This window comes from Nonomuraea sp. GTA35, from assembly GCF_041950525.1.
Lineage (GTDB): Bacteria > Actinomycetota > Actinomycetes > Streptosporangiales > Streptosporangiaceae > Nonomuraea.
The window spans coordinates 41,122-61,151 of record NZ_JBGNUV010000020.1 but is presented as its reverse complement, the minus strand read 5'-3'; the positions used below and the strand labels follow the sequence as shown (position 1 = coordinate 61,151).

At 72.2% G+C, this 20,030-nt stretch carries 21 protein-coding genes; 13 read left to right on the top strand and 8 right to left on the bottom strand.

The annotated features are described in order from the left end of the window. Window positions 1-84: 84 nt before the first annotated feature. The gene (locus ACBJ32_RS52520) at window positions 85-231 is read right to left on the bottom strand and encodes a hypothetical protein (RefSeq protein ID WP_185110566.1); all 147 of its coding nucleotides are present in this window, start codon (window positions 229-231) and stop codon (window positions 85-87) included. Between the two features lie 198 nt (window positions 232-429). Between ACBJ32_RS52520 and deoC the strand changes: the two genes are divergently transcribed. The 4 genes from deoC to ACBJ32_RS52500 are packed head-to-tail and all read left to right on the top strand — an operon-like array spanning window position 430 to window position 3,833. Further along, the gene (gene deoC / locus ACBJ32_RS52515) at window positions 430-1,359 is read left to right on the top strand and encodes a deoxyribose-phosphate aldolase (protein WP_375133280.1); all 930 of its coding nucleotides are present in this window, start codon (window positions 430-432) and stop codon (window positions 1,357-1,359) included. Window positions 1,360-1,362: 3 nt separating this feature from the next. Next, the gene (locus ACBJ32_RS52510) at window positions 1,363-2,808 is read left to right on the top strand and encodes an aldehyde dehydrogenase family protein (protein WP_375133279.1); all 1,446 of its coding nucleotides are present in this window, start codon (window positions 1,363-1,365) and stop codon (window positions 2,806-2,808) included. Next, a complete protein-coding gene (locus ACBJ32_RS52505; protein ID WP_148433332.1) occupies window positions 2,801-2,995 on the top strand; it encodes a hypothetical protein in 195 nt (64 codons plus the stop codon). Before ACBJ32_RS52510 ends, ACBJ32_RS52505 begins: the two co-directional genes overlap by 8 nt. Beyond that, window positions 2,988-3,833, top strand: coding sequence for an aldehyde dehydrogenase family protein (locus ACBJ32_RS52500; protein ID WP_357889894.1), 846 nt, complete (start codon window positions 2,988-2,990; stop codon window positions 3,831-3,833). The genes ACBJ32_RS52505 and ACBJ32_RS52500 overlap by 8 nt, the downstream gene beginning before the upstream one ends. Before the next feature lie 15 nt (window positions 3,834-3,848). On the opposite strand, the gene ACBJ32_RS52495 is transcribed toward ACBJ32_RS52500, so the two are convergent. Next, window positions 3,849-5,198 carry a leucine-rich repeat domain-containing protein gene (locus ACBJ32_RS52495; protein WP_375133278.1) on the bottom strand — a complete coding sequence of 450 codons (1,350 nt, stop codon included), beginning with the start codon at window positions 5,196-5,198 and terminating at the stop codon, window positions 3,849-3,851. A 33-nt stretch (window positions 5,199-5,231) separates the two neighbouring features. Next, on the bottom strand, window positions 5,232-6,692 hold the full coding sequence (locus ACBJ32_RS52490) for an amidase (protein WP_375133277.1): 1,461 nt from the start codon (window positions 6,690-6,692) through the stop codon (window positions 5,232-5,234). Between the two features lie 29 nt (window positions 6,693-6,721). Here ACBJ32_RS52490 and ACBJ32_RS52485 point away from each other — a divergent pair, with 29 nt between their 5' ends. Beyond that, window positions 6,722-7,900, top strand: coding sequence for a pyridoxal-phosphate dependent enzyme (locus tag ACBJ32_RS52485; protein WP_375133276.1), 1,179 nt, complete (start codon window positions 6,722-6,724; stop codon window positions 7,898-7,900). Here ACBJ32_RS52485 and ACBJ32_RS52480 read toward each other — a convergent pair. From ACBJ32_RS52480 to ACBJ32_RS52470, 3 genes are read right to left on the bottom strand one after another with little or no spacing between them, the layout of a single operon-like run. Beyond that, the gene (locus tag ACBJ32_RS52480) at window positions 7,890-8,513 is read right to left on the bottom strand and encodes a hypothetical protein (protein ID WP_375133275.1); all 624 of its coding nucleotides are present in this window, start codon (window positions 8,511-8,513) and stop codon (window positions 7,890-7,892) included. The two genes, ACBJ32_RS52485 and ACBJ32_RS52480, sit on opposite strands and share 11 nt — an antisense overlap. Further along, window positions 8,510-11,080, bottom strand: coding sequence for an ATP-dependent helicase HrpB (gene hrpB, locus ACBJ32_RS52475; protein ID WP_375133274.1), 2,571 nt, complete (start codon window positions 11,078-11,080; stop codon window positions 8,510-8,512). The genes ACBJ32_RS52480 and hrpB overlap by 4 nt, the downstream gene beginning before the upstream one ends. Then, window positions 11,073-11,405: a helix-turn-helix transcriptional regulator gene (locus ACBJ32_RS52470; protein ID WP_357889911.1), complete on the bottom strand. Its 333-nt coding sequence runs from the start codon at window positions 11,403-11,405 to the stop codon at window positions 11,073-11,075. The genes hrpB and ACBJ32_RS52470 overlap by 8 nt, the downstream gene beginning before the upstream one ends. An 87-nt stretch (window positions 11,406-11,492) precedes the next feature. Here ACBJ32_RS52470 and ACBJ32_RS52465 point away from each other — a divergent pair, with 87 nt between their 5' ends. From ACBJ32_RS52465 to ACBJ32_RS52455, 3 genes are all read left to right on the top strand, one after another. After that, window positions 11,493-12,632, top strand: coding sequence for an MFS transporter (locus tag ACBJ32_RS52465; RefSeq protein WP_375133273.1), 1,140 nt, complete (start codon window positions 11,493-11,495; stop codon window positions 12,630-12,632). 42 nt (window positions 12,633-12,674) lie between these two features. Beyond that, window positions 12,675-13,106 (top strand): hypothetical protein, encoded by a 432-nt coding sequence (locus ACBJ32_RS52460; protein ID WP_375133272.1) that lies wholly within the window; start codon window positions 12,675-12,677, stop codon window positions 13,104-13,106. A gap of 222 nt (window positions 13,107-13,328) precedes the next feature. Then, window positions 13,329-14,012 (top strand): hypothetical protein, encoded by a 684-nt coding sequence (locus ACBJ32_RS52455; RefSeq protein ID WP_375133271.1) that lies wholly within the window; start codon window positions 13,329-13,331, stop codon window positions 14,010-14,012. Here ACBJ32_RS52455 and ACBJ32_RS52450 read toward each other — a convergent pair. Further along, on the bottom strand, window positions 13,981-14,811 hold the full coding sequence (locus tag ACBJ32_RS52450; protein WP_375133270.1) for an undecaprenyl-diphosphate phosphatase: 831 nt from the start codon (window positions 14,809-14,811) through the stop codon (window positions 13,981-13,983). The two genes, ACBJ32_RS52455 and ACBJ32_RS52450, sit on opposite strands and share 32 nt — an antisense overlap. A gap of 196 nt (window positions 14,812-15,007) precedes the next feature. Beyond that, on the bottom strand, window positions 15,008-15,817 hold the full coding sequence (locus tag ACBJ32_RS52445; RefSeq protein ID WP_375133269.1) for an NmrA family transcriptional regulator: 810 nt from the start codon (window positions 15,815-15,817) through the stop codon (window positions 15,008-15,010). Between the two features lie 75 nt (window positions 15,818-15,892). On the opposite strand from ACBJ32_RS52445, the gene ACBJ32_RS52440 reads away from it, so the two are divergent. From ACBJ32_RS52440 to ACBJ32_RS52420, 5 genes are all read left to right on the top strand, one after another. Further along, a complete protein-coding gene (locus ACBJ32_RS52440; RefSeq protein ID WP_375133268.1) occupies window positions 15,893-16,822 on the top strand; it encodes an AraC family transcriptional regulator in 930 nt (309 codons plus the stop codon). Continuing rightward, complete coding sequence (locus ACBJ32_RS52435; RefSeq protein ID WP_375133267.1) at window positions 16,819-17,334, top strand: HAD domain-containing protein; 516 nt, start codon at window positions 16,819-16,821, stop codon at window positions 17,332-17,334. Before ACBJ32_RS52440 ends, ACBJ32_RS52435 begins: the two co-directional genes overlap by 4 nt. Before the next feature lie 65 nt (window positions 17,335-17,399). Continuing rightward, entirely contained in the window at window positions 17,400-17,594 is a 195-nt protein-coding gene (locus ACBJ32_RS52430) for a PspC domain-containing protein (RefSeq protein ID WP_253753378.1), read from the top strand. Between the two features lie 145 nt (window positions 17,595-17,739). Continuing rightward, the gene (lipB, locus tag ACBJ32_RS52425; RefSeq protein WP_375133266.1) at window positions 17,740-18,375 is read left to right on the top strand and encodes a lipoyl(octanoyl) transferase LipB; all 636 of its coding nucleotides are present in this window, start codon (window positions 17,740-17,742) and stop codon (window positions 18,373-18,375) included. Between the two features lie 165 nt (window positions 18,376-18,540). Continuing rightward, complete coding sequence (locus ACBJ32_RS52420) at window positions 18,541-20,022, top strand: alpha/beta fold hydrolase (RefSeq protein ID WP_375133265.1); 1,482 nt, start codon at window positions 18,541-18,543, stop codon at window positions 20,020-20,022. Window positions 20,023-20,030: the final 8 nt, after the last annotated feature.

Below are 20,030 nucleotides of genomic sequence, written 5' to 3'. Positions count from 1 at the left end.
GCCACTTCCGGTGCTTTCGACGGTTTTATGGCGGTTGTGAGGCCCGGCCGCGAGCGAGGATGCGGCCGGGCTCTCGTGGGGTGATCATGAGGAACGGCGCTTGCCGAAGAACGAGCGGCGCTCGCTCTTGTTGCCGCGCTCCGCCTCGAGTACGCGGCGGTGGTGTGCGGCCGCCCGGCGCAGCTCGCTGGCCTGACTCTTCATGAGCTCGAATTCGATCTCGGGGTTCATGGTGTTTCTCCTGATGTTTCGTGCGTCTTCCTGACACCTTTAATGCTCGGTCTAAGGCCCACCCCGCCACATCGGGTGGATGCCTTATCTCTGGTGTGCGTAGGGCTCCGGCATACCTAGGACCGGGCCCCGGGTGCCCTAAGGTGGTCCGGTTTGGAGGTAGTGGCCCTGGTCGGCGATGCTGTCTAGGTGTCAACTGTGACTACCTCGCTCGCGGACGTCGCCTCGTCCGACGCGGCGTTGCGAGCATTCCTGCAGGGCCTGCCCGGGGTCGACCGGGTCGGCGCGGACCAGCGGGCGGCGATGCTGGGCACCCGTTCGATCAAGACCACGGCCAAGGCGCAGGCCATTGACCTGGCCATCTCGATGGTCGACCTGACCACGCTGGAGGGAGCCGACACGGCCGGCAAGGTGCGCGCGATGTGCGCCAAGGCCGTGCGGCCCGGCGGCGGCGCGCCCTCCGTGGCGGCCGTCTGCGTCTATCCCGACCTCGTCCCCGTCGCCGTCGAGGCGCTCGGGGGCACGGGGATCAAGGTCGCCTCGGTGGCCACCGCGTTCCCCAGCGGACGCACCTCGCTGGAGGTCAAGGTGAGCGACACCGCGCTGGCGGTGTCGGCCGGGGCCGACGAGATCGACATGGTGATCGATCGGGGCGCGTTCCTGTCCGGGCAGTACATGAAGGTCTACGAGGAGATCGTCGCGGTGAAGGCGGCCTGCGGGGCGGCCCACCTGAAGGTGATCCTGGAGACCGGCGAGCTGTCGACCTACGACAACGTGCGGCGCGCGTCCTGGCTGGCGATGCTGGCCGGCGCCGACTTCATCAAGACCTCCACCGGCAAGGTGTCACCGGCCGCCACTCCGCCGGTCACCCTGATCATGCTGGAGGCCGTGCGCGACTTCCGCGACGCGACGGGCCGCCAGGTCGGCGTGAAGCCGGCGGGCGGCATCCGCACCACCAAGGACGCCATCAAGAACCTCGTGCTGGTCAACGAGACGGCCGGCGACGACTGGCTGACCCCCGACTGGTTCCGGCTCGGCGCCTCCTCGCTGCTGAACGACCTGCTGATGCAGCGCCAGAAGCTGGCCACCGGCCGGTACGCGGGTCCCGACTACTTCACCCTGGACTAGACGATGTTCGAATATGCACCGGCACCCGAGTCGCGCGACATCGTCGATCTGAGGTCGTCCTACGGGTTGTTCATCAACGGCGAGTTCGTCGAGGGCTCCGGCACCTCGTTCAAGACCGTCAACCCCGCCACCGAGGAGACGCTGGCCGAGGTGGCCACCGCCACCTCCGACGACGTCGACCGCGCCGTGCAGGCGGCGCGCAAGGCGTTCGGCGTCTGGAGCGCGCTGCCCGGCGCCGAGCGCGCCAAGTACCTGTTCCGCATCGCGCGGCTGATCCAGGAGCGGGCCAGGGAGCTGGCCGTGCTGGAGTCGCTCGACAACGGCAAGCCGATCCGCGAGTCGCGCGACGTGGACCTGCCACTGGTCGCGGCGCACTTCTTCTACTACGCGGGCTGGGCCGACAAGCTGCAGTACGCCGGGTTCGGCCGGAGGACGGCAGACGGGCAGGGCGGCACCAGGCCGCTCGGGGTGGCCGGGCAGGTCATCCCGTGGAACTTCCCGCTGCTCATGCTGGCCTGGAAGATCGCTCCCGCGCTGGCCTGCGGCAACACCGTGGTGCTCAAGCCGGCCGAGACGACCCCGCTGACCGCGCTGCTGTTCGCCGAGATCTGCCGGCAGGCCGACCTGCCGCCCGGCGTGGTGAACATCGTCACCGGCGCGGGCGAGACCGGCGCCGCCGTGGTGGCCCACCCCGACGTGAACAAGGTGGCCTTCACCGGCTCCACCGAGGTCGGCCGGATCATCGCCAGGTCGGTGGCCGGCACGAACAAGAAGCTCACCCTGGAGCTGGGCGGCAAGGCCGCGAACATCGTGTTCGACGACGCCGCCATCGACCAGGCCGTGGAGGGGATCGTCAACGGGATCTTCTTCAACCAGGGTCACGTGTGCTGCGCCGGCTCGCGGCTGCTGGTCCAGGAGTCGATCCAGGAGGAGCTGCTGGCCGCGCTCAAGCGGCGGCTGGGCACGCTGCGGCTGGGCGACCCGCTGGACAAGAACACCGACATCGGCGCGATCAACTCGGCCGAGCAGCTCGCCAAGATCCGGCAGCTGAGCGACCTGGGCGAGTCCGAGGGGGCCGAGCGCTGGTCGCCCGCGTGCGAGCTGCCCGGCAAGGGGTTCTGGTTCCCGCCGACGCTGTTCACCGGGGTGGCGCAGTCGCACAGCATCGCCAGGGAGGAGATCTTCGGCCCCGTGCTGTCGGTGCTGACCTTCCGCACCCCCGCCGAGGCAGTCGAGAAGGCCAACAACACGCCGTACGGGCTGTCGGCGGGGGTGTGGACCGAGAAGGGTTCGCGCATCCTGTGGATGGCCGACAGGCTCAGGGCCGGGGTGGTGTGGGCCAACACGTTCAACAAGTTCGACCCGGCCTCGCCCTTCGGCGGCTACAAGGAATCGGGTTACGGGCGCGAGGGCGGGCTCGCCGGGCTGGAGGCCTACCTTGATGTGTGAGCACCGCCGGGCCCGCCGCCGTCAGCGGCGCGCCGAGGCCACCAGGGGGCACGCCTTCGCCAGGGCCGGCCGGCCCGTACGCACCGGCTGGTACGCCCACCGCTGCGGCGTGAGCCGGTGCGGGCAGGTCTTCGTCCCGGTCCAGATGTCGCAGGAGTCCACGTGGAGGGGGCGGGGCGATGAGTAGGTTGTCCGTCAAGAAGACCTACAAGCTGTACATCGGAGGGGCGTTCCCGCGCTCTGAGAGTGGAAGGTCCTACCCCGTGACCTCGGCCAAGGGCGAGTTCCTCGCCAACGCCTCGCGGGCCTCGCGCAAGGACGCCCGCGACGCGGTGGTGGCCGCGCGCAAGGCGTTCCCCGGCTGGTCGGGGGCGACCCCGTACAACAGGGGGCAGATCCTCTACCGGGTCGCCGAGATGCTGGAGGGGCGGCGCGCGCAGTTCGCCGAGGAGCTCGGCGGCGGCAAGCGCGCCGCGCTGGAGCAGGTGGACGCGGCCGTCGACCGGCTCGTCTGGTACGCGGGCTGGTCCGACAAGATCGCCTCGGTGCACGGGGCGGCGAACCCGGTGGCCGGGCCCTACTTCAACCTGTCCACGCCGGAGCCGACCGGCGTGGTGGCCGTGGTGGCGCCCGCCGACCCGCTGCTCGGACTCGTGTCCGTGGTCGCGCCGGTGATCGTGACCGGCAACACCAGCGTCGTGATCGCCTCCGAGCCCGCGCCGCTGGCGGCGATCACCCTGGCCGAGGTGCTGGCCACGTCCGACCTGCCGGGCGGGGTGGTCAACCTGCTCACCGGCAAGCAGGCCGAGCTGGCGCCCTGGCTGGCGGCGCACATGGACGTCAACGGCCTCGACCTGACCGGGGTCGCGGACGCCGACCTGGCGTTGACCTGCGAGCAGGCGGCGGCGGAGAACCTCAAGCGGGTGTCGCGGCCCGTTCGGGAGGACTGGGCGGCCGATCCGGGGATCGGCCGCATGACGCGCTTCCTGGAGACCAAGACCGTCTGGCATCCGGTCGGCATCTGACCCGTCCGGGGCCTCTCAGTCGATGAGCAGGCCCCGGGCCTCCAGGTCCTCGACGAGGTCGGGCGGCAGCGCCCGGCAGCCGTGCACGCGGACCTCCTTGAGCGACGGGAGGCCGGTGATCGCGCCGAGGTCGCTCAGCCTGGGGCATTTGAAGAGGTCGAGCGTGCGCAGGGCGGGCAGGCGGTCGACCTCGCCGAGGGTCCGCAGGTCCTCGGTGCAGGCCACATGGATCTCCTCCAGGTGGAGCAGCCCCGAGAACGGGGTGAGGTCGGCGAGCTGTTCCAGCCCCTGGAGGGTCAGCACGCGCAGGGCCGGCATGCGGGCGAGCGCGGAGAAGTCGCGCAGGTCCTCCGCGTAGACCAGCTCGACCTCCTCGATCGACGGGTGCCCTTCGAGCCCGTCGAGCGAGGTGAGCCGCTGGTGCCGGCCGATGACCAGGCCGGTCAGCGCGGGCAGCCGCGACAGCGGGCGCAGGTCGGGCAGCCTGGAGTCGGGCAGGCCGAGCTTGGTGAGCCGGGGGTGGTGGCCGAAGCCGTCGAGGCTCTTCAGGTTCGTGCAGCCGGTGGCCCACAGGGTTTCCAGCGCCGGCATGGCGGCGATGCCGTCGAGGCTCGTCAGGCGGGCGCAGTGCATGGTGAGCTGGGTGACGGAGCCGAGGTCGCGCAGTCCGTCGATCGACGTGATCTTGGTGCGGCTCAGGTCGAGCGTTCTCAGGCGGCTCAGGCCCGACAGGCCGCGCACGTCGTCGAGGAACCGGCAGCCGTCCAGGTCGAGCTCTTCGAGGCCGGGGAAGGCGTCGCCGAACCCCTCGACGCTCGCCACGGCGGTGCCGCGCAGGTCGAGCCGGCGCAGGCGGTGCAGGGCGAACAGGGGGGTGACGTCGCTCACCTGGCGGCAGTTGGGCAGCAGCAGCGTCGTCAGCCCGGCGAGCGCGGACAGCGGCTTCAGGTCGCTGAGGGCGGCGCAGCCGTCCAGATCCAGCACGCGCAGGCCGGTCAGCGCTGACAGCTCCGACAGGTCCGTCAGCGACTTGCAGTGGTCGAGGGTCAGGCTCTCCAGCATCGTCAGGTGACGCAGCCCCGTGAGCGAGCCCTGCCTGCGCAGCACCAGCTCGGTACGCCCCTCGGCGTCGAAGGCCGGGGCCAGTACGTGCTCCGCGAAGCCGTCGGGGTCGAGGGCGTCGGGCCAGAGCCTGAGGAGCTTGTCCGTGGACGGCTTCGCGATCTCGGCGTAGTCGGCGGCCAGGGCGAGCGCGTCACGATCCCGGCTGCCCAGCGCGAGCCGCCGGACGGCCTTCCAGGCGTTGTCCGGGGACGCTGTCGCCAGCTTGGCGCGCAGGGCGGTCAGGTCTGAAGGTTGGATCATGACCCGAGACCCTACGGGGCAGAAGCGACGTTTTCAGGAGAAACCAGGTGGCCTGAGCGGGGGATGCGCGTTCTGGAGCTGGGCGGCCAGGCCCAGCAGGTGCGGCTCGCCGCCGGGAGGGGCGACGATCTGGACGCCGATGGGCATCGCGCTGGAGTGCGTCGCCACGGGGACGCTGATGGCGGGCCAGCCGCACATGTTCCAGGGGCCGGCGGTGGGGGCGTAGGTGACGTTCGTCCACGCGTTGCGCAGGAAGCCGCGCTCGCCCCAGCGCTCGGCCTTCGGCGGGACGGCGGCCAGGGCGGGCGTGATGAGCGCGTCGGCCTCGCCGAACCACTGGTCGGCGCCGTATCCGCGCCAGCGCTCCCGGCCGCGCACGCCGTCGAGCCCCAGCGCGCGCAGCACCCGGCCCGCGCGGGCCAGCGCCCTGGTGCGGCGTTCGAGCCGGTCGGGGGCCTCGGCGGACTCGGCGGCCCTGACCAGCCAGGTCGCGACGGTGGCCGGGCCGAGCCACACGGGCAGCCTGCGCCCGTGCTCCACCACCGTGTGCCCGGCCACGCGCAACGTCTCGGCCGCCCCGCGCACCGCCGCCTGGAACTCCTTGTCCATCCGCATGCCGGCCGGCAGCGGCTGGGGCGCGTACGCCACCCGCAGGTCGAACGGCTCCGGGCCGGCAGGTGGCGGCTGCGGCTCCCACACCTCGTCGTCGTCCGCCCAGACCGAGCGCAGCATGCGCGGCGGCGGCTCCACCCGCTGCCCGCCGCGCCACGACTCCGCCAGCGCCGGGTCCGCCGCCAGCACCGACAGCACCAGCGCCAGGTCCGAGGCGGTGCGGGCCAGCGGGCCGTTCTCGGTGAGCCGGTCCCAGTCGTTCGCGGGCGGGGGCACCAGGCCCGCGCCCGGCTTGATCGCGAGCACGCCGCAGCACGCCGCCGGGATGCGCAGCGAGCCCATGCCGTCGTTGCCGAGCGCGATCGGCACCATGCCCGCCGCCACCGCCGCCGCGCTCCCCGATGACGAGCCGCCTGCCGTGCGTGACAGGTTCCAGGGGTTGCGGACGATGCCGTACGCGCTGTCGCCGAGCGCCACCAGCCCCAGCTCCGGCAGGTTGGTGAGGCCCACGATCACCGCGCCCGCCGCCCGCAGCCGCGCCACCGTCGCGTGATCCTCCGGCGCGGGCGTGTGCGGGCCGGCGGCCGACCCGTGCAGCGTGGCCTCGCCCGCCACCTCCAGGTTGTCCTTCACCGCCACCGGCACGCCCGCCAGCGGCAGCTCGGCCAGGTCGCGCCGCTTCTGCAGCAGCCGCGCCTCGTGCACGGCCTGCTCCCTGACCCGCCGGAACGCTCCTACCCGGGGATCTCGCTCCGAGATGACGTGGAGGTGCTCCTCGACGACGGTCGTGGCCCCGACCTCACCATGCCGGACGGCCGTCGCTATCTCGATGGCGGACCTGCCTGCCCACAACATGAGAAGAGTGTGCAGCTTTTCACTCATCGTTGCGAGGGTCGATAGGGTCGATTCACGTGAACGGACCTTCGCTTGCCCTCCGCCAGCGTTCCCTGGGCGACCCCTCGGCCGAGTTCCCCCTGTTCCCGCCGCTGACGCGGGGCTGCCCCAAGACCAGCACCGACGAGATCGCCTATCCGCTGGACGTCGTCTACGACTACGCGAAGGTGGACCGGCGCCTGTTCGAGCAGGCGCCGGGGCCGGACCTGGCACGCTGGTCGCCGCTGCTGCCACCGCTGGACGCGCCCACGCTGGGCGAGGGCGGCACCCCGCTGGTGTCGTTCGGTGACGTCTACGTCAAGGACGAGTCGCGCAACCCGACGTGGTCGCACAAGGACCGGCTCAACCGGGTCGCCGTGAGCGCGGCCGTCGCCTCGGGGGCGCCGGGGGTGGTCGTGGCCTCCTCCGGCAACCACGGGGCCTCCGCCGCCGCCTACGCCGCCCGTGCCGGGCTGCCCGCCATCGTGCTGACCTCGGCCGGCTCGCCGCCCGCCGTGCAGGCGTTCGTCCGCGCGTACGGGGCCAAGGTCGTCTCCGTGCCCGGCGAGAAGCGGTGGCCGCTGCTGCGGGAGATCGTCGACCGCCTGGGGTATCACCCGGTCAGCAACCAGACCGTGACGCACACCGGGCATCCGTTCGGGCCCGAGGGCTACAAGACGATCGCGTACGAGCTGTTCCTGCAGCTCGGTGAGGTGCCCGCGGCCGTGTTCACGCCCACCGGCTACGCCGAGCTGCTCTACGGGGTGTGGAAGGGGTTCACGGAGCTGCTGCTGCTCGGGGTGACGGAGAAGGCGCCGCGGATGTTCTCCTGCGAGACGGCCGCCGGCGGGCCGCACGCCAAGGCGCTGGCCGCGGGCCTGCCCGCCGCCGTCGTCGAGCTGGGGCCCACCGACGCGTACGGCGTGGCCGGGTCGGTCGGCGGGCACCGGGGAGTCGTCGCCGTGCGCGACAGCGGCGGTGAGGCGGTGCTCGTGACCGACGAGGAGATGCGGCGGGCGCAGCGGGAGCTGGCGCGGGCGGGGTTGTGGCAGGAACTGTCCGGCACCGCGGGGCTGGCCGGGCATCGGCGGCTGCGCAGGGACTTCGACGGGCCCGTGGTGTGCATCGCCACGTCGAGCGGGTTCAAGGATCTGGGGGTGGGGGCCGAGCGCTACCCCGTCCTGGAGAACCCGACGCTGGACGACGTCACGCCTTGAGCCAGACGCGGAGCGGGCCGATCGTGGTGAAGCCGTGCCGCAGGGCGGGCGCAGGGTCGCTCTCGTAGCCGACCAGCGGGCGGCCGGGGAACAGCTCGGCCGCCGTCGCCAGCACGCCGCCCCAGTCGCCGAACACGTTCGACACGCCCACGGCCGGGCCGGTCGCCGTCAGGACCGCGCCGGAGCTCAGGTCGGGGGCGTGCACGATCGTCGCCTCGTCGAGGAGCGGCGGCAGGAACAGGCCCTTCATGCCGCACGCCCGCTCCCACCCGGCGAGCGCGGCCGCGTCGCGGACCACCCGCCAGTTCGTGCCGGCTCTCCCGGGGGCCTCACGATGGATCCACCGCGCCTCGAACAGCACCTCGAAGCCGGGCAGGTCGAGGGTGGCGAAGCTGTCCTTGATCGACGCGCCGGGGCCCGCGTCGAGGTGCGGGGCCAGGTCGGCGGCCGTCGCGCCGGGGGAGAGGGTGACGGCGTCGGGGTAGTACGGCGGGGTCCTGACGGGGCTGGTCCAGGCCAGGTCCGTGAACGTGCCCCGGATGCCGTGGGCGCGGCACATCAGGTCGCACCAGCGCGCGTTGTCCCTGGCCGCCTCGCGTCGCCAGTCGGTCATGGGGTGTTCCTCTTCGTACGGCGGGTCGGCCGGGCCGTGAGAGGGTCCTCCGGCCAGGGGTGTTTGGGGTAGCGGCCGCGCATCTCCGCGCGTACGTGACGGTAACCCTCACGCCAGAACGAGGCCAGGTCCGCGGTGACGGCGAGCGGGCGGCCCGCGGGGGAGAGCAGGTGGACCAGGACCGGGACGCCGGCGACGCGCGGGGTCTCCAGCCAGCCGAACAGCTCCTGGAGCTTGACCGCCAGCACCGGCTGCTCGCCCGAGTAGTCCAGGCGGACGCTGGAGCCGGTGGGGACCTCGACGCGCTCGGGAGCCACCTCGTCGAGGCGCTCGCTCCAGGGGATCAGGCGTCTCAGCGCCGTGGCGACGTCGATGCGCTCCACGTCGGCGCGGCGGCGGGCCCGGCTGAGCTCGGGCTCCAGCCACTGGTCGGCGAGGCCGGCGAGGTCGTCCATCGAGGGCCAGGGGGCGCCGATCGCGCGGTGGCAGAACGCCAGGCGGTCGCGCAGGTCCCTGGCCTGCTTCGTCCAGGTGAGGAGCTCCTCGGTGCGCAGGCCGTGCAGGATGGCGTCGCGGACGTCGGCGTCCTTGAGCGGGGTGGCCGAGAGCTCGATCGCGCCGAGGCGCTCGACCCGGCGGGCGGAGACGTCGCCCCTGCGCTCGCCCGGCGGGACGCGCCAGGTGATCTCGTCCTCCGTCGTGGTGCCCAGCGCCGCTCTCGCGGTGGCCTCGTCGATGACGACGGCCTGCCTGATGCGGGCCGAGGCCGAGCCGGTGGGGCGGTCGGCGATCGCGATGGCCAGCCATTCGGCGGTCCGGAGCCTGGAGCCGTCCGGGAGCTGGGCCTGGGTGCCCGAGGCCATGAGGTAGCCGCCGCCGCGCCGGCGCGCCACCCGCTCGGGGAACGCCAGCGCCACCGCCGTCCCGGCCAGCGCGTCGCCATGGTGGGCCTTAGCGGTGGCTCGGGCGTCGGTGGTGGTGCGGCTGTCCCCGGCGGTGCGGCTTTTCGCGGTGGCGCGGGCTGCCGCGGCGGTGCGGCGCAGGCGGGAGGACTCCTGGCGCCAGCGGGAGGCGAAGCCGGTGCCGCCGCGGCGGGCCGCGCGCCAGACCTCCACCAGGTCGTCGGACGCGTCGCGGGGCAGCGGCTCCGACAGCAGGGCCACCACCTCGGCGGCCTCGGGGCCGAGGTCGAGCAGGACCCTGGCCAGGCGCGGGTGCACGCCGGCGAGCGCCATCCGCCGCCCGCGCTCCGTCACCCGCACACGCTCCTCCTCGGGCCGCGGGAGGGTGAGCGCGCCGAGCGCGTCCAGGGTGCGCAGGGCGGCGGACAGGGCGGCGGGTGGCGGCGGGTCCAGCAGGGCCAGGCTCGACGCGTCAGGATCGCCCCAGCAGGCCGCCTGGAGCGCGAAGCCCGTCAGGTCGGCGAGCGCGATCTCCGGGCGGGCGTGGTCGGCCAGGCGGTCGTGGTCGGCGGCCGGCCAGCAGCGGTAGACCGTCCCGGGAGCCTCGCGGCCCGCGCGGCCGGCGCGCTGGGTGGCCGAGGCCTTGGAGACGCGGACCGTGGTGAGGGAGCCCAGGCCGCGCGCGTGATCCGTACGGGGCTCGCGGGCCAGGCCCGAGTCCACCACCACGCGCACGCCGGGAACGGTCAGGCTCGACTCGGCGACCGACGTGGCCAGCACCACCCGGCGAGCCGGGCCGGGGCGCAGCACGGCGTCCTGGACGTGGGCCGGCGCCTGGCCGTGGACCTGAAGGAGATGCTCCACGTCGCCCGCCAGCATCCCCGCCACCTTGGCGATCTCGCCCACGCCCGGCAGGAAGCAGAGCACGTCGCCGTCCCGCTCCGCCAGCGCCCGGCGCACGACCGCGGCGACGTGCGAGAGCAGCGCGGGGTCGACGCGCAGGCCGTGGGGCGGGGCGACCGGGCCCGGCGGCGGGGCCCAGACGGTCTCCACGGGGTGGGCGGCGCCGGTGGCGGCGACGATCGGGCCGCCGATCAGGTCGGCCCACGGCCGGGCGTCGGCGGTGGCGGAGGTGGCCAGCAGGCGCAGGTCGGGGCGGAGCGTCTGGCGTACGTCGAGGAGGAACGCCAGCGCCGTGTCCGCGTCGAGGTGGCGCTCGTGGCACTCGTCGAGCACGATCGCGTCCACGCCGGCCAGCTCCTGGTCGCGCTGGAGCCGCTGGAGCAGCACGCCGGTGGTGACGACCTCGACCATGGGGTTGGCGCCCACGTGCCGCTCGCCCCTGATCGTGTAGCTGACGCCCATGCGGCGGGCCGCCGCGCGTACGGCCAGCCGGCGCGGCTCCGCCACCACGACGCGCAGGCCCGCCTCGGCCAGGGCCAGGGGGACCACGGTGGTCTTGCCGGTGCCGGGCGGGGCGGTCAGGACCGCGCTGCCGTGCCGGTCCAGCGCGGAGAGCAGCTCGGGCAGGACGCGCCGGATCGGCAGCACCTCTGGCGGCGAGGAGGCGTCGAGCGGTGCCGAGGTGGCGCCGGGAGGCGGCGAGGAGGCGTCGAGCGGTGCCGAGGTGGCGCCGGGAGGCGGCGAGGCGGCGTCGTCAGGCATGGGCCCCGGCGGGCAGGGGGAGCGCGGCGGTCAGGACCGCGTCGAGCAGGCCGGGGAAGCGGCTCTCCAGGTCGTCGCGGCGCAGGCTCATGTACTTCAGCCGGCCCTCCTGCTTGGTCAGGACGACGCCGGCCTCGCGCAGCGTGCGGTAGTGGTGCGAGGCGGTCGACTTGTGCACGCCGAGGTCGTCGCCCGCGACCGTGCACGTCATCTCCCCGGCCGCGGCGAGGCGGATCACGATCTCGAGGCGTACGGGGTCGCTGAGGGCTCGCAGAACCTCCGTGAGCTGGATGTTCTCCGTGGACGGATGCGGCAGCAGGCGCATGCTGAAACCCTATCTCCGTTTCATTGTTTGACAACTATCCAACTATAGGTCAGTTTGATGGGCGTCCAACTGAAGGCTGGAGGCTCCATGAGTTCACGGCTCTATCCGATGGCGGCCGGAAATTTCGCGATCGGTACGGGCATGTTCGTGACCGCCGGGCTGCTGCCGCCCATCTCCGCGGACCTGGGGGTCTCCCGGTCCGCCGCGGGGCAGCTCATGACCGTGTTCGCGCTGGCGTACGCCCTGTTGTCGCCGGTGCTCGCCGCGCTGACCGCACGGATGTCGCGCAGGACGGTGTTGCTGGTGGCCATGGGGGTGTTCGTGGTGGGCAACACGCTGACGGCGCTGGCTCCCACGTACACGCTGGTCATGCTGACCCGGGTGGTCGCGGCGGCGGGGGCGGCCATGTTCACGCCCACGTCGTCGGCCGTGGCGAACGCGCTGACCGAGCCCGAGCGGCGCGGGCGGGCGTTGGCGCTGGTGATGGGCGGGCTGAGCGTGTCGTCGGCCATCGGGGTGCCGCTCGGCACCTGGCTGGGCGAGGCGGCCGGGTGGCGGGCCACCCTCTGGATGGTCGCGGGGCTCGGGCTGGTCGGGCTGGTGGGGGTCGCCGTACTGGTGCCGGAGGTGCGGATCCCGGTGTCGGGGCGGTTGCGGGAGCGGTTCGAGCCGTTGCGGGACCGGCGGGTGCTGGCGGTGATGGTGACGCAGCTGCTGATGTTCGCGGCGGGCTTCACCGCCTACACCTACATCGGGTCGCTGTTCGATCTGCCGCTGCCCGCGCTGCTGTGGGCGTGGGGGCTGGGCGGCATCGTGGGGAACGCGCTCGGCGGGCGGCTCACCGACGCGTACGGGCCGCGCCGGATGATCCTCGCCGGGCTGGGCACGTCCGTGGTGTTCCTGGCCCTGATCCCGGTCGCGAACGTGGCCGTCCCCGTCGCGCTGGTCTGGGCCTTCCTGTGGGGCGCGACCGGATGGCTGGTGGCGCCCGCGCAGCAGTTCAGGACCGTCACGGCGGTGCCGGGCAACGTGCCGATCGGGCTGGGGCTGCTGTCGTCGGCGCAGTACGTCGGGCTGTTCGTTGCGGGGCTGGCCGGCGGCGCGGCGCTGGAGTCGTACGGCCGGGTGGGGGTGGTCGTGGTGTCCACCGGGTTCGGGCTGGTGGCGCTGCTGTTCACGCTGGCCACCTACCGGGAGCGGCCGAAGGTGAGCGTGCCCGCTACCTAAGTAGGGGCTCATTCCGCCGGGATGTTCGCCAGAATGTCGGATGTGTCTGACGAACGGGACCCGCGTGACGAGCCCCTGTCCGGTGACGCGGGGCAGGCTCCCGCGCCGCCCGGCGGCGATCCGCGCGACGAGCCCGCCCCCTTCGGCGCCGTCGTGCTGCTGACGGCCGCCGTGGCGGTGGGGGTCATGGTGCTCGGGGCGCTGGCGCCCTCGGCGCTGAACCTGAAGTTCCTGCTGTTCGGGCCGATCGCCCTCGTCCTGTTCGAGATCGCCGTGCACGAGGTGTGGTGGAAGCGGTGGTGGGGGGCGATCCCCGGCGCGGTGCTGGGGCTCGCGATCTACTTCGAGGGCCGCACGGCGCTGGCCGACATCGTCGGGGACGCCTGGGCGCATCCGGCCGCGTACGTCACCGCCTGGACCCTCTTCGCGGCCGTCTTCGCCTGGGCCAGCCGCTACCCCCGCACGTTCTCCTGAGAGCCGGCCGGCAGCCGCGCGAGGTCCTTTCTTGCGAGGCCGACGCGGTACTTCGCCCGCATGAAGGGGGAGGTCGAGCCGGACTTCCGCGAGGGCGGCGAGGTCGCGCTGAACGGGGCGGGGCGCGAGGTGACCGCCCACCGGGTCTCCTCCTCGTAGGGGACGGCCGGTAGGCCCGCAGGGGGACGACCCGCGGCGGCCCGCCCGCCTACGGTCGGCCGCATGTTCAACGACCACGTGACATTCCGCCGCGTCACGGCGGGCACCCTGCTCGTCGTGGCCCCGCTCCTGCAGGCCGTGGCCGTCGTCGTCGACCCCGGCACCTGGGGCGACGACCGGGAGGCCGTCAGCTTCGGCGACAACCCCGCGCTGGCCCAGACCCAGTCCGTGCTCTACCACTGGAGCTGGATGCTGATGGCCGTCGCCGTCATCGGCCTGATGCACCTGACCAGGCGCAGGGCCACCCGGCTCGGCCACGTGTCGGGCGTGCTGGCGGTGATCGGCTATCTCCAGCTCTCCGGGCTGCTGCTGATCGACCCCGTCGAGTGGTACCTGGGGCGGCACAACAGCCCCGAGGAGGCCCAGCGGATCCTCGACGAGATGCTGAACCTGCCCGGGGTCACCTTCGGGTTCCAGATGCCGTGGATGTTCTTCGGCTTCGTCGGGCTGCCGCTGCTGACCGTGGCGGTGTGGCGGGCCGGGTTCGTCGGGTGGTGGGTGCCGCTGGTGGTGGCCGCCGGGTACCTCGGCGGCTTCCTGGTCGAGTACGGGCCGCTGACCGTGCCGTTCTGGACCGCGCCCGTCGTCGCCCTGGGCTGGACCGGGGTGAGGGTGCTGCGCATGGGCGACGACGCCTGGGCGGGCTACTACCAGGTCAGCCGATCGCCGGAATCCAGCCTGCGGTGACCGCGAGGATGATGAAGAAGCCGAGGATGATCCGGTAGATCACGAAGGGCGTGAAGCGGTGGGTGCTGATGTAGCGCAGGAACCACGCCACCGCCGCGTACCCCACGATGAACGAGACGATCGTGGCCACGATCGTGGGCCCCCAGTCGGGCGCGTTCTGGCCGCCGATCTCGAACAGCTCCAGCAGGCCCGAGGCGAAGACGGCCGGCATGGCCAGCAGGAACGAGTACTTGGCCGCGTCCTCGCGGCGGTAGTCGAGCAGCAGGCCGGCCGTCGTGGTGCCGCCCGAGCGGGACACGCCGGGGATGAGGGCGAGCGCCTGGGCGAAGCCGTAGATCAGGGCGTGGGTGATGCTGAGGTGCTTCTCCAGCGTGAGCTTGTTGCGGGCGGTGCGGTCGGCGAACCACAGGATGAGCGCGAAGACGATCAGCGTGGTGCCCACCAGGCGCAGGTCGCGGAAGACCGTCTCGATCTGGTCCTTCAGCACCAGGCCGAGCACGCCGATGGGCAGGGTGCCGATGATGATGTACCAGCCCATGCGGGCGGCCCAGTGGCTGCGCAGCTCCTTGACGAACAGCGAGCGCGTCCACGTCGAGATGATCTGCCAGAGCTCCTGCCGGAAGTAGATCACGACGGCCAGCTCCGTGCCGATCTGGATGACCGCCGTGAACGCCGCCCCCGGGTCGCGCCAGCCGGCGAAGGCGGAGACCACCCGGATGTGGGCGCTGGAGGAGATCGGCAGGAACTCCGTGAGCCCCTGGACCAACCCCAAGATCACCGCTTCTAGCCAGCCGATCACGACTCCACCTCTCGTGCACGCGGGAGTGACGAGGGTGAGGTTAGCGGAATCGGGGGCCCGGCAATCGCTCTCGTCCGCCGCGATGCCGGCCGGTACGCGGAAGGCGGCCAGGGCCGCGTCCGTCCCGGCCGGTGGACGATCCCCGCAGTTCATCGGAAATTAGCACGATGTTCGCCCAGCGAGCCGCCGGGCCGCGTCAGCGCTTCCAGGCGTGGGCGTTCGCGCGCGCGTAGTCCGCGAAGTCGCGGGCCGGGCGGCCGAGCGCCTCCCGCACCCCGTCCGTCACGGTGGCGTTGCGGCCGTCCAGGATGTCGGTGAACAGGTGGCCCAGCCCCTCCGCCGCCTCGCGCGGCACCCCGTGCTCCACGGCCGCCGTCACGTACTCCTCCGGCGTGACCCGGACGAACGTGATCTCCCTGCCGATGATCTCCGTCAGCTCCCTGGCCACGTCCGCGAACGTCAGCAGCCTCGGCCCTGTCATCTCGTACACCTTGCCCGCGTGCCCGTCCTGGGTGAGCGCGGCCACGGCCACGTCCACGATGTCCTCCACGTCCAGGAACGGCTCGGGCACGTCGGCGGCGGGCAGCGCGATCACGCCATCGAGCACCGAGCCGAGCAGGAAGTCCTCGCTGAAGTTCTGCATGAACCAGCTGCAGCGCAGCACCGTCCACTCGGCCCCGGACTCCGCCAGGGTGCGCTCGCTGGCCTGCGCCTCCGGCTCGCCCCTGCCGGACAGCAGGACCAGCTTGCGCACGCCGTTGCGGACGGCCAGCTCGGTGAACGCCTTGACGTCGTCGTACGCGCCGGGGAAGGCCAGGTCGGGATAGTAGGACACGTAGACGGCCGTCACGCCGTCGAGCGCGGCCTGCCAGGTGCCGCGGTCCTGCCAGTCGAAGGCGGGGGCGGCGGAGCGGGAGCCCACCCGTACGGGCAGGCCGAGCGAGGTGAGCCGGTCAGCGATGCGGCGGCCGGTCTTGCCGGTGCCGCCGAGTACCAAAGTCGTCATGCATCTAGTAAGCCCCGATACCGATAAGACTCTCCATGGTTGAGAAGCGCAATCCCATATGCGATCGTCTAGCCCATGGACCAGCTCGCGGCGCTACTCGACGGCCCGAGAGCCCATGGCGCCTTCCTGCTCCGCTCGCTCCTGGACCCGCCCTGGTCGCTGCGCATCCAGGACGAGGCCCCGCTGTCGGTGATCGCGCAGGTGCGGGGCGAGTCGTGGGTCATGTTCGACGGCGGTGCGCCCTTACGGCTGGAGCCCGGGCAGGTGGCCATCGCGCGGGGACCGGAGCCGTACACGGTGGCCGACGACCCCGGCACCAAGCCGCAGGTCGTCATCCACCCCGGCCAGCACTGCACCACGCTCGACGGCGAGATCCTCTACCAGAGCCTCGACCTGGGGCTGCGGACGTGGGGCAACAGCGCCGACGGCCGCACCGTGCTGCTCACCGGCACCTACAACCTGGAGGGAGAGGTCAGCAGGCGGCTGCTCGAAGCGCTGCCCCAGCTCATCGTGGAGCCGGGCGGCCCGATCATCTCGCTGCTCGGCGCGGAGATCGTCAAGGACGAGCCGGGGCAGGAGGCGGTCCTCGACCGGCTGCTGGACCTGCTGCTCATCGCCGTCCTGCGGGCCCACTTCGCCGCGCACGAGGCGCCCGGCTGGTACCGCGCGATGGGCGACCCGGTGGTCGGCAAGGCCATGCGCATGCTGCACAACAACCCGGCCCACCCGTGGACGGTGGCCGCGCTGGCCGCCGAGGTGGGCGTCTCCAGGGCCGCGCTGGCCAGGCGCTTCACCGAGCTGGTCGGCGAGCCGCCGATGTCCTTCCTCACCGACTGGCGCCTGGCCCTGGCCGCCGACCTGCTGCGCGAGCCGGACGCCACGATCGGCTCGGTGGCCAGGAAGGTCGGGTACGGCAGCCCGTTCGCGCTCAGCGCGGCGTTCAAGCGGGTGCGCGGCGTCAGCCCGCAGGAATACCGGGCGGCGACGGCAGCGGGGGCCAAGTGAAACCCCTGCTCCTGCTGGACGTGGACGGCGTGCTCAACCCCATGGGCCGCCCCACGCCCGACTTCCGCCGCTACCGCTGCACCATCGGCACCGACGTCTACACCGTGCACCTCAACCCGCGCCACGGCCGCCGCCTGCTGGAGCTCGCCCTGGCCACCGGCTCCGAGCTGGTCTGGGCCACCACCTGGGAACACCACGCCAACGACTGGATCGCTCCCCGGATCGGCCTGCCGTCGCTGCCGGTCATCTCCATGGGCTCCGCCTCCGGCGCGCCCGCCAGCGAGCACGGGGAGATGTTCAAGACGCCGCACGTGGCGGCGTACGCGGGGCAGCGGCCGTTCGTCTGGTTCGACGACCAGGTGTGGGCGGAGGACGAGGAGTACCTCAGGGTCCATCAGGGTCTGGCCGACTTCCTGCTCGTCCACGTGGATCCCATGCAGGGACTGACCAGCCGACATCTGGGCATGGCACATGAATGGCTGACCCTTACAGGGTTTTCTCAGGGTTCCTGACGGGAGTCTTGCGGCCACGCTGTCCGTTTTCCAGATAGGTCGCGAAAACCACACGGAGGAACAGCATGTACCGCTCTCGTGAGCACCGGATCATCGCAGGCGTCTGTGGCGGGCTCGCCGACAAGATGGGCCTGCCGCCCACCCTCGTACGGATCCTCTGGCTGCTGCTGTCACTCATCCCGGGGCCGCTCTGGGTGGTCTACGTCGTGATGTGGATCCTCGTCCCGGAGGAGCCGAAGGGGTACCGCACGGCGGCCTGACCCGAGGCCCGGCAGGGGGCGCTGCCGGCGGCGCGCCCCCCACGACGGAGTGGCTTCACGCCGGTCGAGACGGAGCGAGCCCCCGGCCGGTCCGGCCCGGAAGGGCACGTGCCGGCGCGTCCGGGCAGCGGCATATCCTCGAAGCATGAGGGCAAGGCCGCTGACGCTCATCCAGGATGAGCTCGTCGATTACGACCAGGCGATGGAGCGCATGACCGACCTCGTCGGGCAGCGCCAACGGGACGAGCGGCCGGACACGCTCTGGCTGCTGAGCCACCCGTCCGTCTACACCATCGGGCGCCGCACCCCGATGTCCCACCTGCCCGACCCCACGCGCGGCATCCCCGTCGTCGAGACCGGGCGCGGCGGACAGCTCACCTACCACGGGCCCGGGCAGCTCGTCGGTTACCTCGTCGTCAAGCTGGACCAGGGCGAGGGCATCGTCGACTACGTGCGCGAGGTGGAGCTGAGGCTGGTCGAGGCGCTGGGCAAGCTGGGGCTGCCGGCCGAGCGGCGTGACACGCCGCCGGGCTCCGAGCTGCTGACCGGGGTCTGGACGGTCGAGACCGGACGGAAGATCATCTCGATCGGGATGCGGCAGAGCCGGGGCGTCACCAGCCACGGCTTCGCGCTCAACGTCGACGGCGATCTGACGCCGTGGAACTGGGCCGTGGCCTGCGGGATGCCCGACGTCGACATGACCTCGCTCAAGCGCGAGCTGGGCACCGCCGCCATGGACGAGGTGCGCGCGGTCGTGGCCGAGGCGTTCGAGGCGGCCTGACAGGCGGAGGTCATTCTCAAGGAGGAATTCTTGTTATTCCTCCCCGTCCATACCTGCACATAGGCAATGATCCAATCTTGGTCGCACGCCCCGACGGGGGGATCGACTGAAGATTGGAGCATTGTGCGAAGAAGGTTTTCCCTGCTCGCTGCCGCTTTAATGGCGATGGCGACACTGTCGTCCGTCTCGCCGGCCAGCGCGGAGACGGCGAAGACGACGCAGACGGCGCCCACGATCACCTGGGCGCCCTGCGAGGAGGAGCCCGCCGCCGAGTGCGGCAAGCTGACCGTCCCGATCGACTGGTCCAAGCCCGACGGGCCGACCGTGGACATCGCCGTCGCCCGGCGCAAGGCCACCGACCCGGCCGCCCGCATCGGCTCGCTCGTGATCAACCCTGGCGGGCCCGGCGGCTCGGGGGTGGAGGCCGCGTACGGCGCCACCTGGTTCACCGAGGAGCTGCAGAAGCGGTTCGACATCGTCGGGTTCGACCCCCGGGGCGTGGGGCGCAGCAACCCGGTGATCTGCTCGGCGTCGGTGTACAACCAGATGCCGCACACCGTCATGAAGAGCCAGGCCGACTTCGACGCCTGGGACGCCTTCACCAAGAAGCTGCACGCCGACTGCCGCGAGCGCACCGGCCCGCTGTACGACCACGTCGACTCCAAGGACGTGGCCCGTGACATGGACGCCCTCCGCGCCGCCCTCGGCGAGGAGAAGCTGACCTACTACGGCATCTCGTACGGCACGCTGATCGGCCAGATGTACGCCGAGCTGTTCCCGGGCCGCGTCCGGGCACTCGGCCTCGACAGCAACATGGACCACAGCCTCGGCGTCGCCGGCTTCCTGTCCACCGAGGCGCTCGCCGTCGAGGACGCCTTCGACCAGTTCGTCGGCTGGTGCGACCAGGACCCGAGCTGCGTCCTGCACGGCCAGGACGTCCGGGCCATCTGGAAGGGCCTGCTGGAGAAGGCGCGGCGCGGCGAGCTCGTCTACCCGAGCACCGGCACGAAGATGACCGAGCTGCAGGTCATCTACAACGCCGCGCTGGGCAACGAGGGGCCCGACTGGCAGACGCTGAGCCAGACGATCAACTGGCTGAACGGCGGCCCCGAGCCGGGCTGGGTGCCCCCGCTGCCCGGTCGCGGCCCCGTGGAGGGCGACGTGGCGTACCTGCCGACCGCGATCCTCTGCCAGGACTACAACCTCCGGGTGCGCAACTACACCGAGTACGCGGCGCTCATGAAGGTGTCCAACAAGCTGGCGCCGGACACGCGGTACCACCCGTACCCGATCGACGACCTGCCGATCTGCATGAACTACCCGACCACCAACCCGCCGCACGAGCTCAAGTACACGGGCGACGCCCCGCTGCTGCTCGGCAACTCGCTGCACGACCCGGCCACGCCGTGGATCTGGTCGGCCAACGCCGCCCGCCAGCTCGGCTCCAAGGCGGTGCTGCTCACGTACGAGGGCTGGGGTCACCGCATCTACGGCAAGGACAAGTGCCAGACGGACATCTTCGACGAGTACCTGATCTCGCTGAAGGTGCCCGCGCACGGCACCCGCTGCGCCGTGGGCACGCCTGAGGAGACGCTCAAGCTCAGGAGCACGACGCCGGCCTGGCCGACGGACAGGCTCTCCTGGTAGACCCGATG

What these genes read in the sequence shown, in the direction of transcription:
- ACBJ32_RS52520 (WP_185110566.1), bottom strand. Translation starts at nt 231, where the DNA reads ATGAACCCCGAGATCGAATTCGAGCTCATGAAGAGTCAGGCCAGCGAG.
- ACBJ32_RS52510 (WP_375133279.1), top strand. Translation starts at nt 1,363, where the DNA reads ATGTTCGAATATGCACCGGCACCCGAGTCGCGCGACATCGTCGATCTG.
- ACBJ32_RS52505 (WP_148433332.1), top strand. Translation starts at nt 2,801, where the DNA reads ATGTGTGAGCACCGCCGGGCCCGCCGCCGTCAGCGGCGCGCCGAGGCC.
- ACBJ32_RS52500 (WP_357889894.1), top strand. Translation starts at nt 2,988, where the DNA reads ATGAGTAGGTTGTCCGTCAAGAAGACCTACAAGCTGTACATCGGAGGG.
- ACBJ32_RS52495 (WP_375133278.1), bottom strand. Translation starts at nt 5,198, where the DNA reads ATGATCCAACCTTCAGACCTGACCGCCCTGCGCGCCAAGCTGGCGACA.
- ACBJ32_RS52490 (WP_375133277.1), bottom strand. Translation starts at nt 6,692, where the DNA reads ATGAGTGAAAAGCTGCACACTCTTCTCATGTTGTGGGCAGGCAGGTCC.
- ACBJ32_RS52480 (WP_375133275.1), bottom strand. Translation starts at nt 8,513, where the DNA reads ATGACCGACTGGCGACGCGAGGCGGCCAGGGACAACGCGCGCTGGTGC.
- hrpB (WP_375133274.1), bottom strand. Translation starts at nt 11,080, where the DNA reads ATGCCTGACGACGCCGCCTCGCCGCCTCCCGGCGCCACCTCGGCACCG.
- ACBJ32_RS52470 (WP_357889911.1), bottom strand. Translation starts at nt 11,405, where the DNA reads ATGCGCCTGCTGCCGCATCCGTCCACGGAGAACATCCAGCTCACGGAG.
- ACBJ32_RS52465 (WP_375133273.1), top strand. Translation starts at nt 11,493, where the DNA reads ATGAGTTCACGGCTCTATCCGATGGCGGCCGGAAATTTCGCGATCGGT.
- ACBJ32_RS52455 (WP_375133271.1), top strand. Translation starts at nt 13,329, where the DNA reads ATGTTCAACGACCACGTGACATTCCGCCGCGTCACGGCGGGCACCCTG.
- ACBJ32_RS52445 (WP_375133269.1), bottom strand. Translation starts at nt 15,817, where the DNA reads ATGACGACTTTGGTACTCGGCGGCACCGGCAAGACCGGCCGCCGCATC.
- ACBJ32_RS52440 (WP_375133268.1), top strand. Translation starts at nt 15,893, where the DNA reads ATGGACCAGCTCGCGGCGCTACTCGACGGCCCGAGAGCCCATGGCGCC.
- ACBJ32_RS52430 (WP_253753378.1), top strand. Translation starts at nt 17,400, where the DNA reads ATGTACCGCTCTCGTGAGCACCGGATCATCGCAGGCGTCTGTGGCGGG.
- lipB (WP_375133266.1), top strand. Translation starts at nt 17,740, where the DNA reads ATGAGGGCAAGGCCGCTGACGCTCATCCAGGATGAGCTCGTCGATTAC.
- ACBJ32_RS52420 (WP_375133265.1), top strand. Translation starts at nt 18,541, where the DNA reads ATGGCGACACTGTCGTCCGTCTCGCCGGCCAGCGCGGAGACGGCGAAG.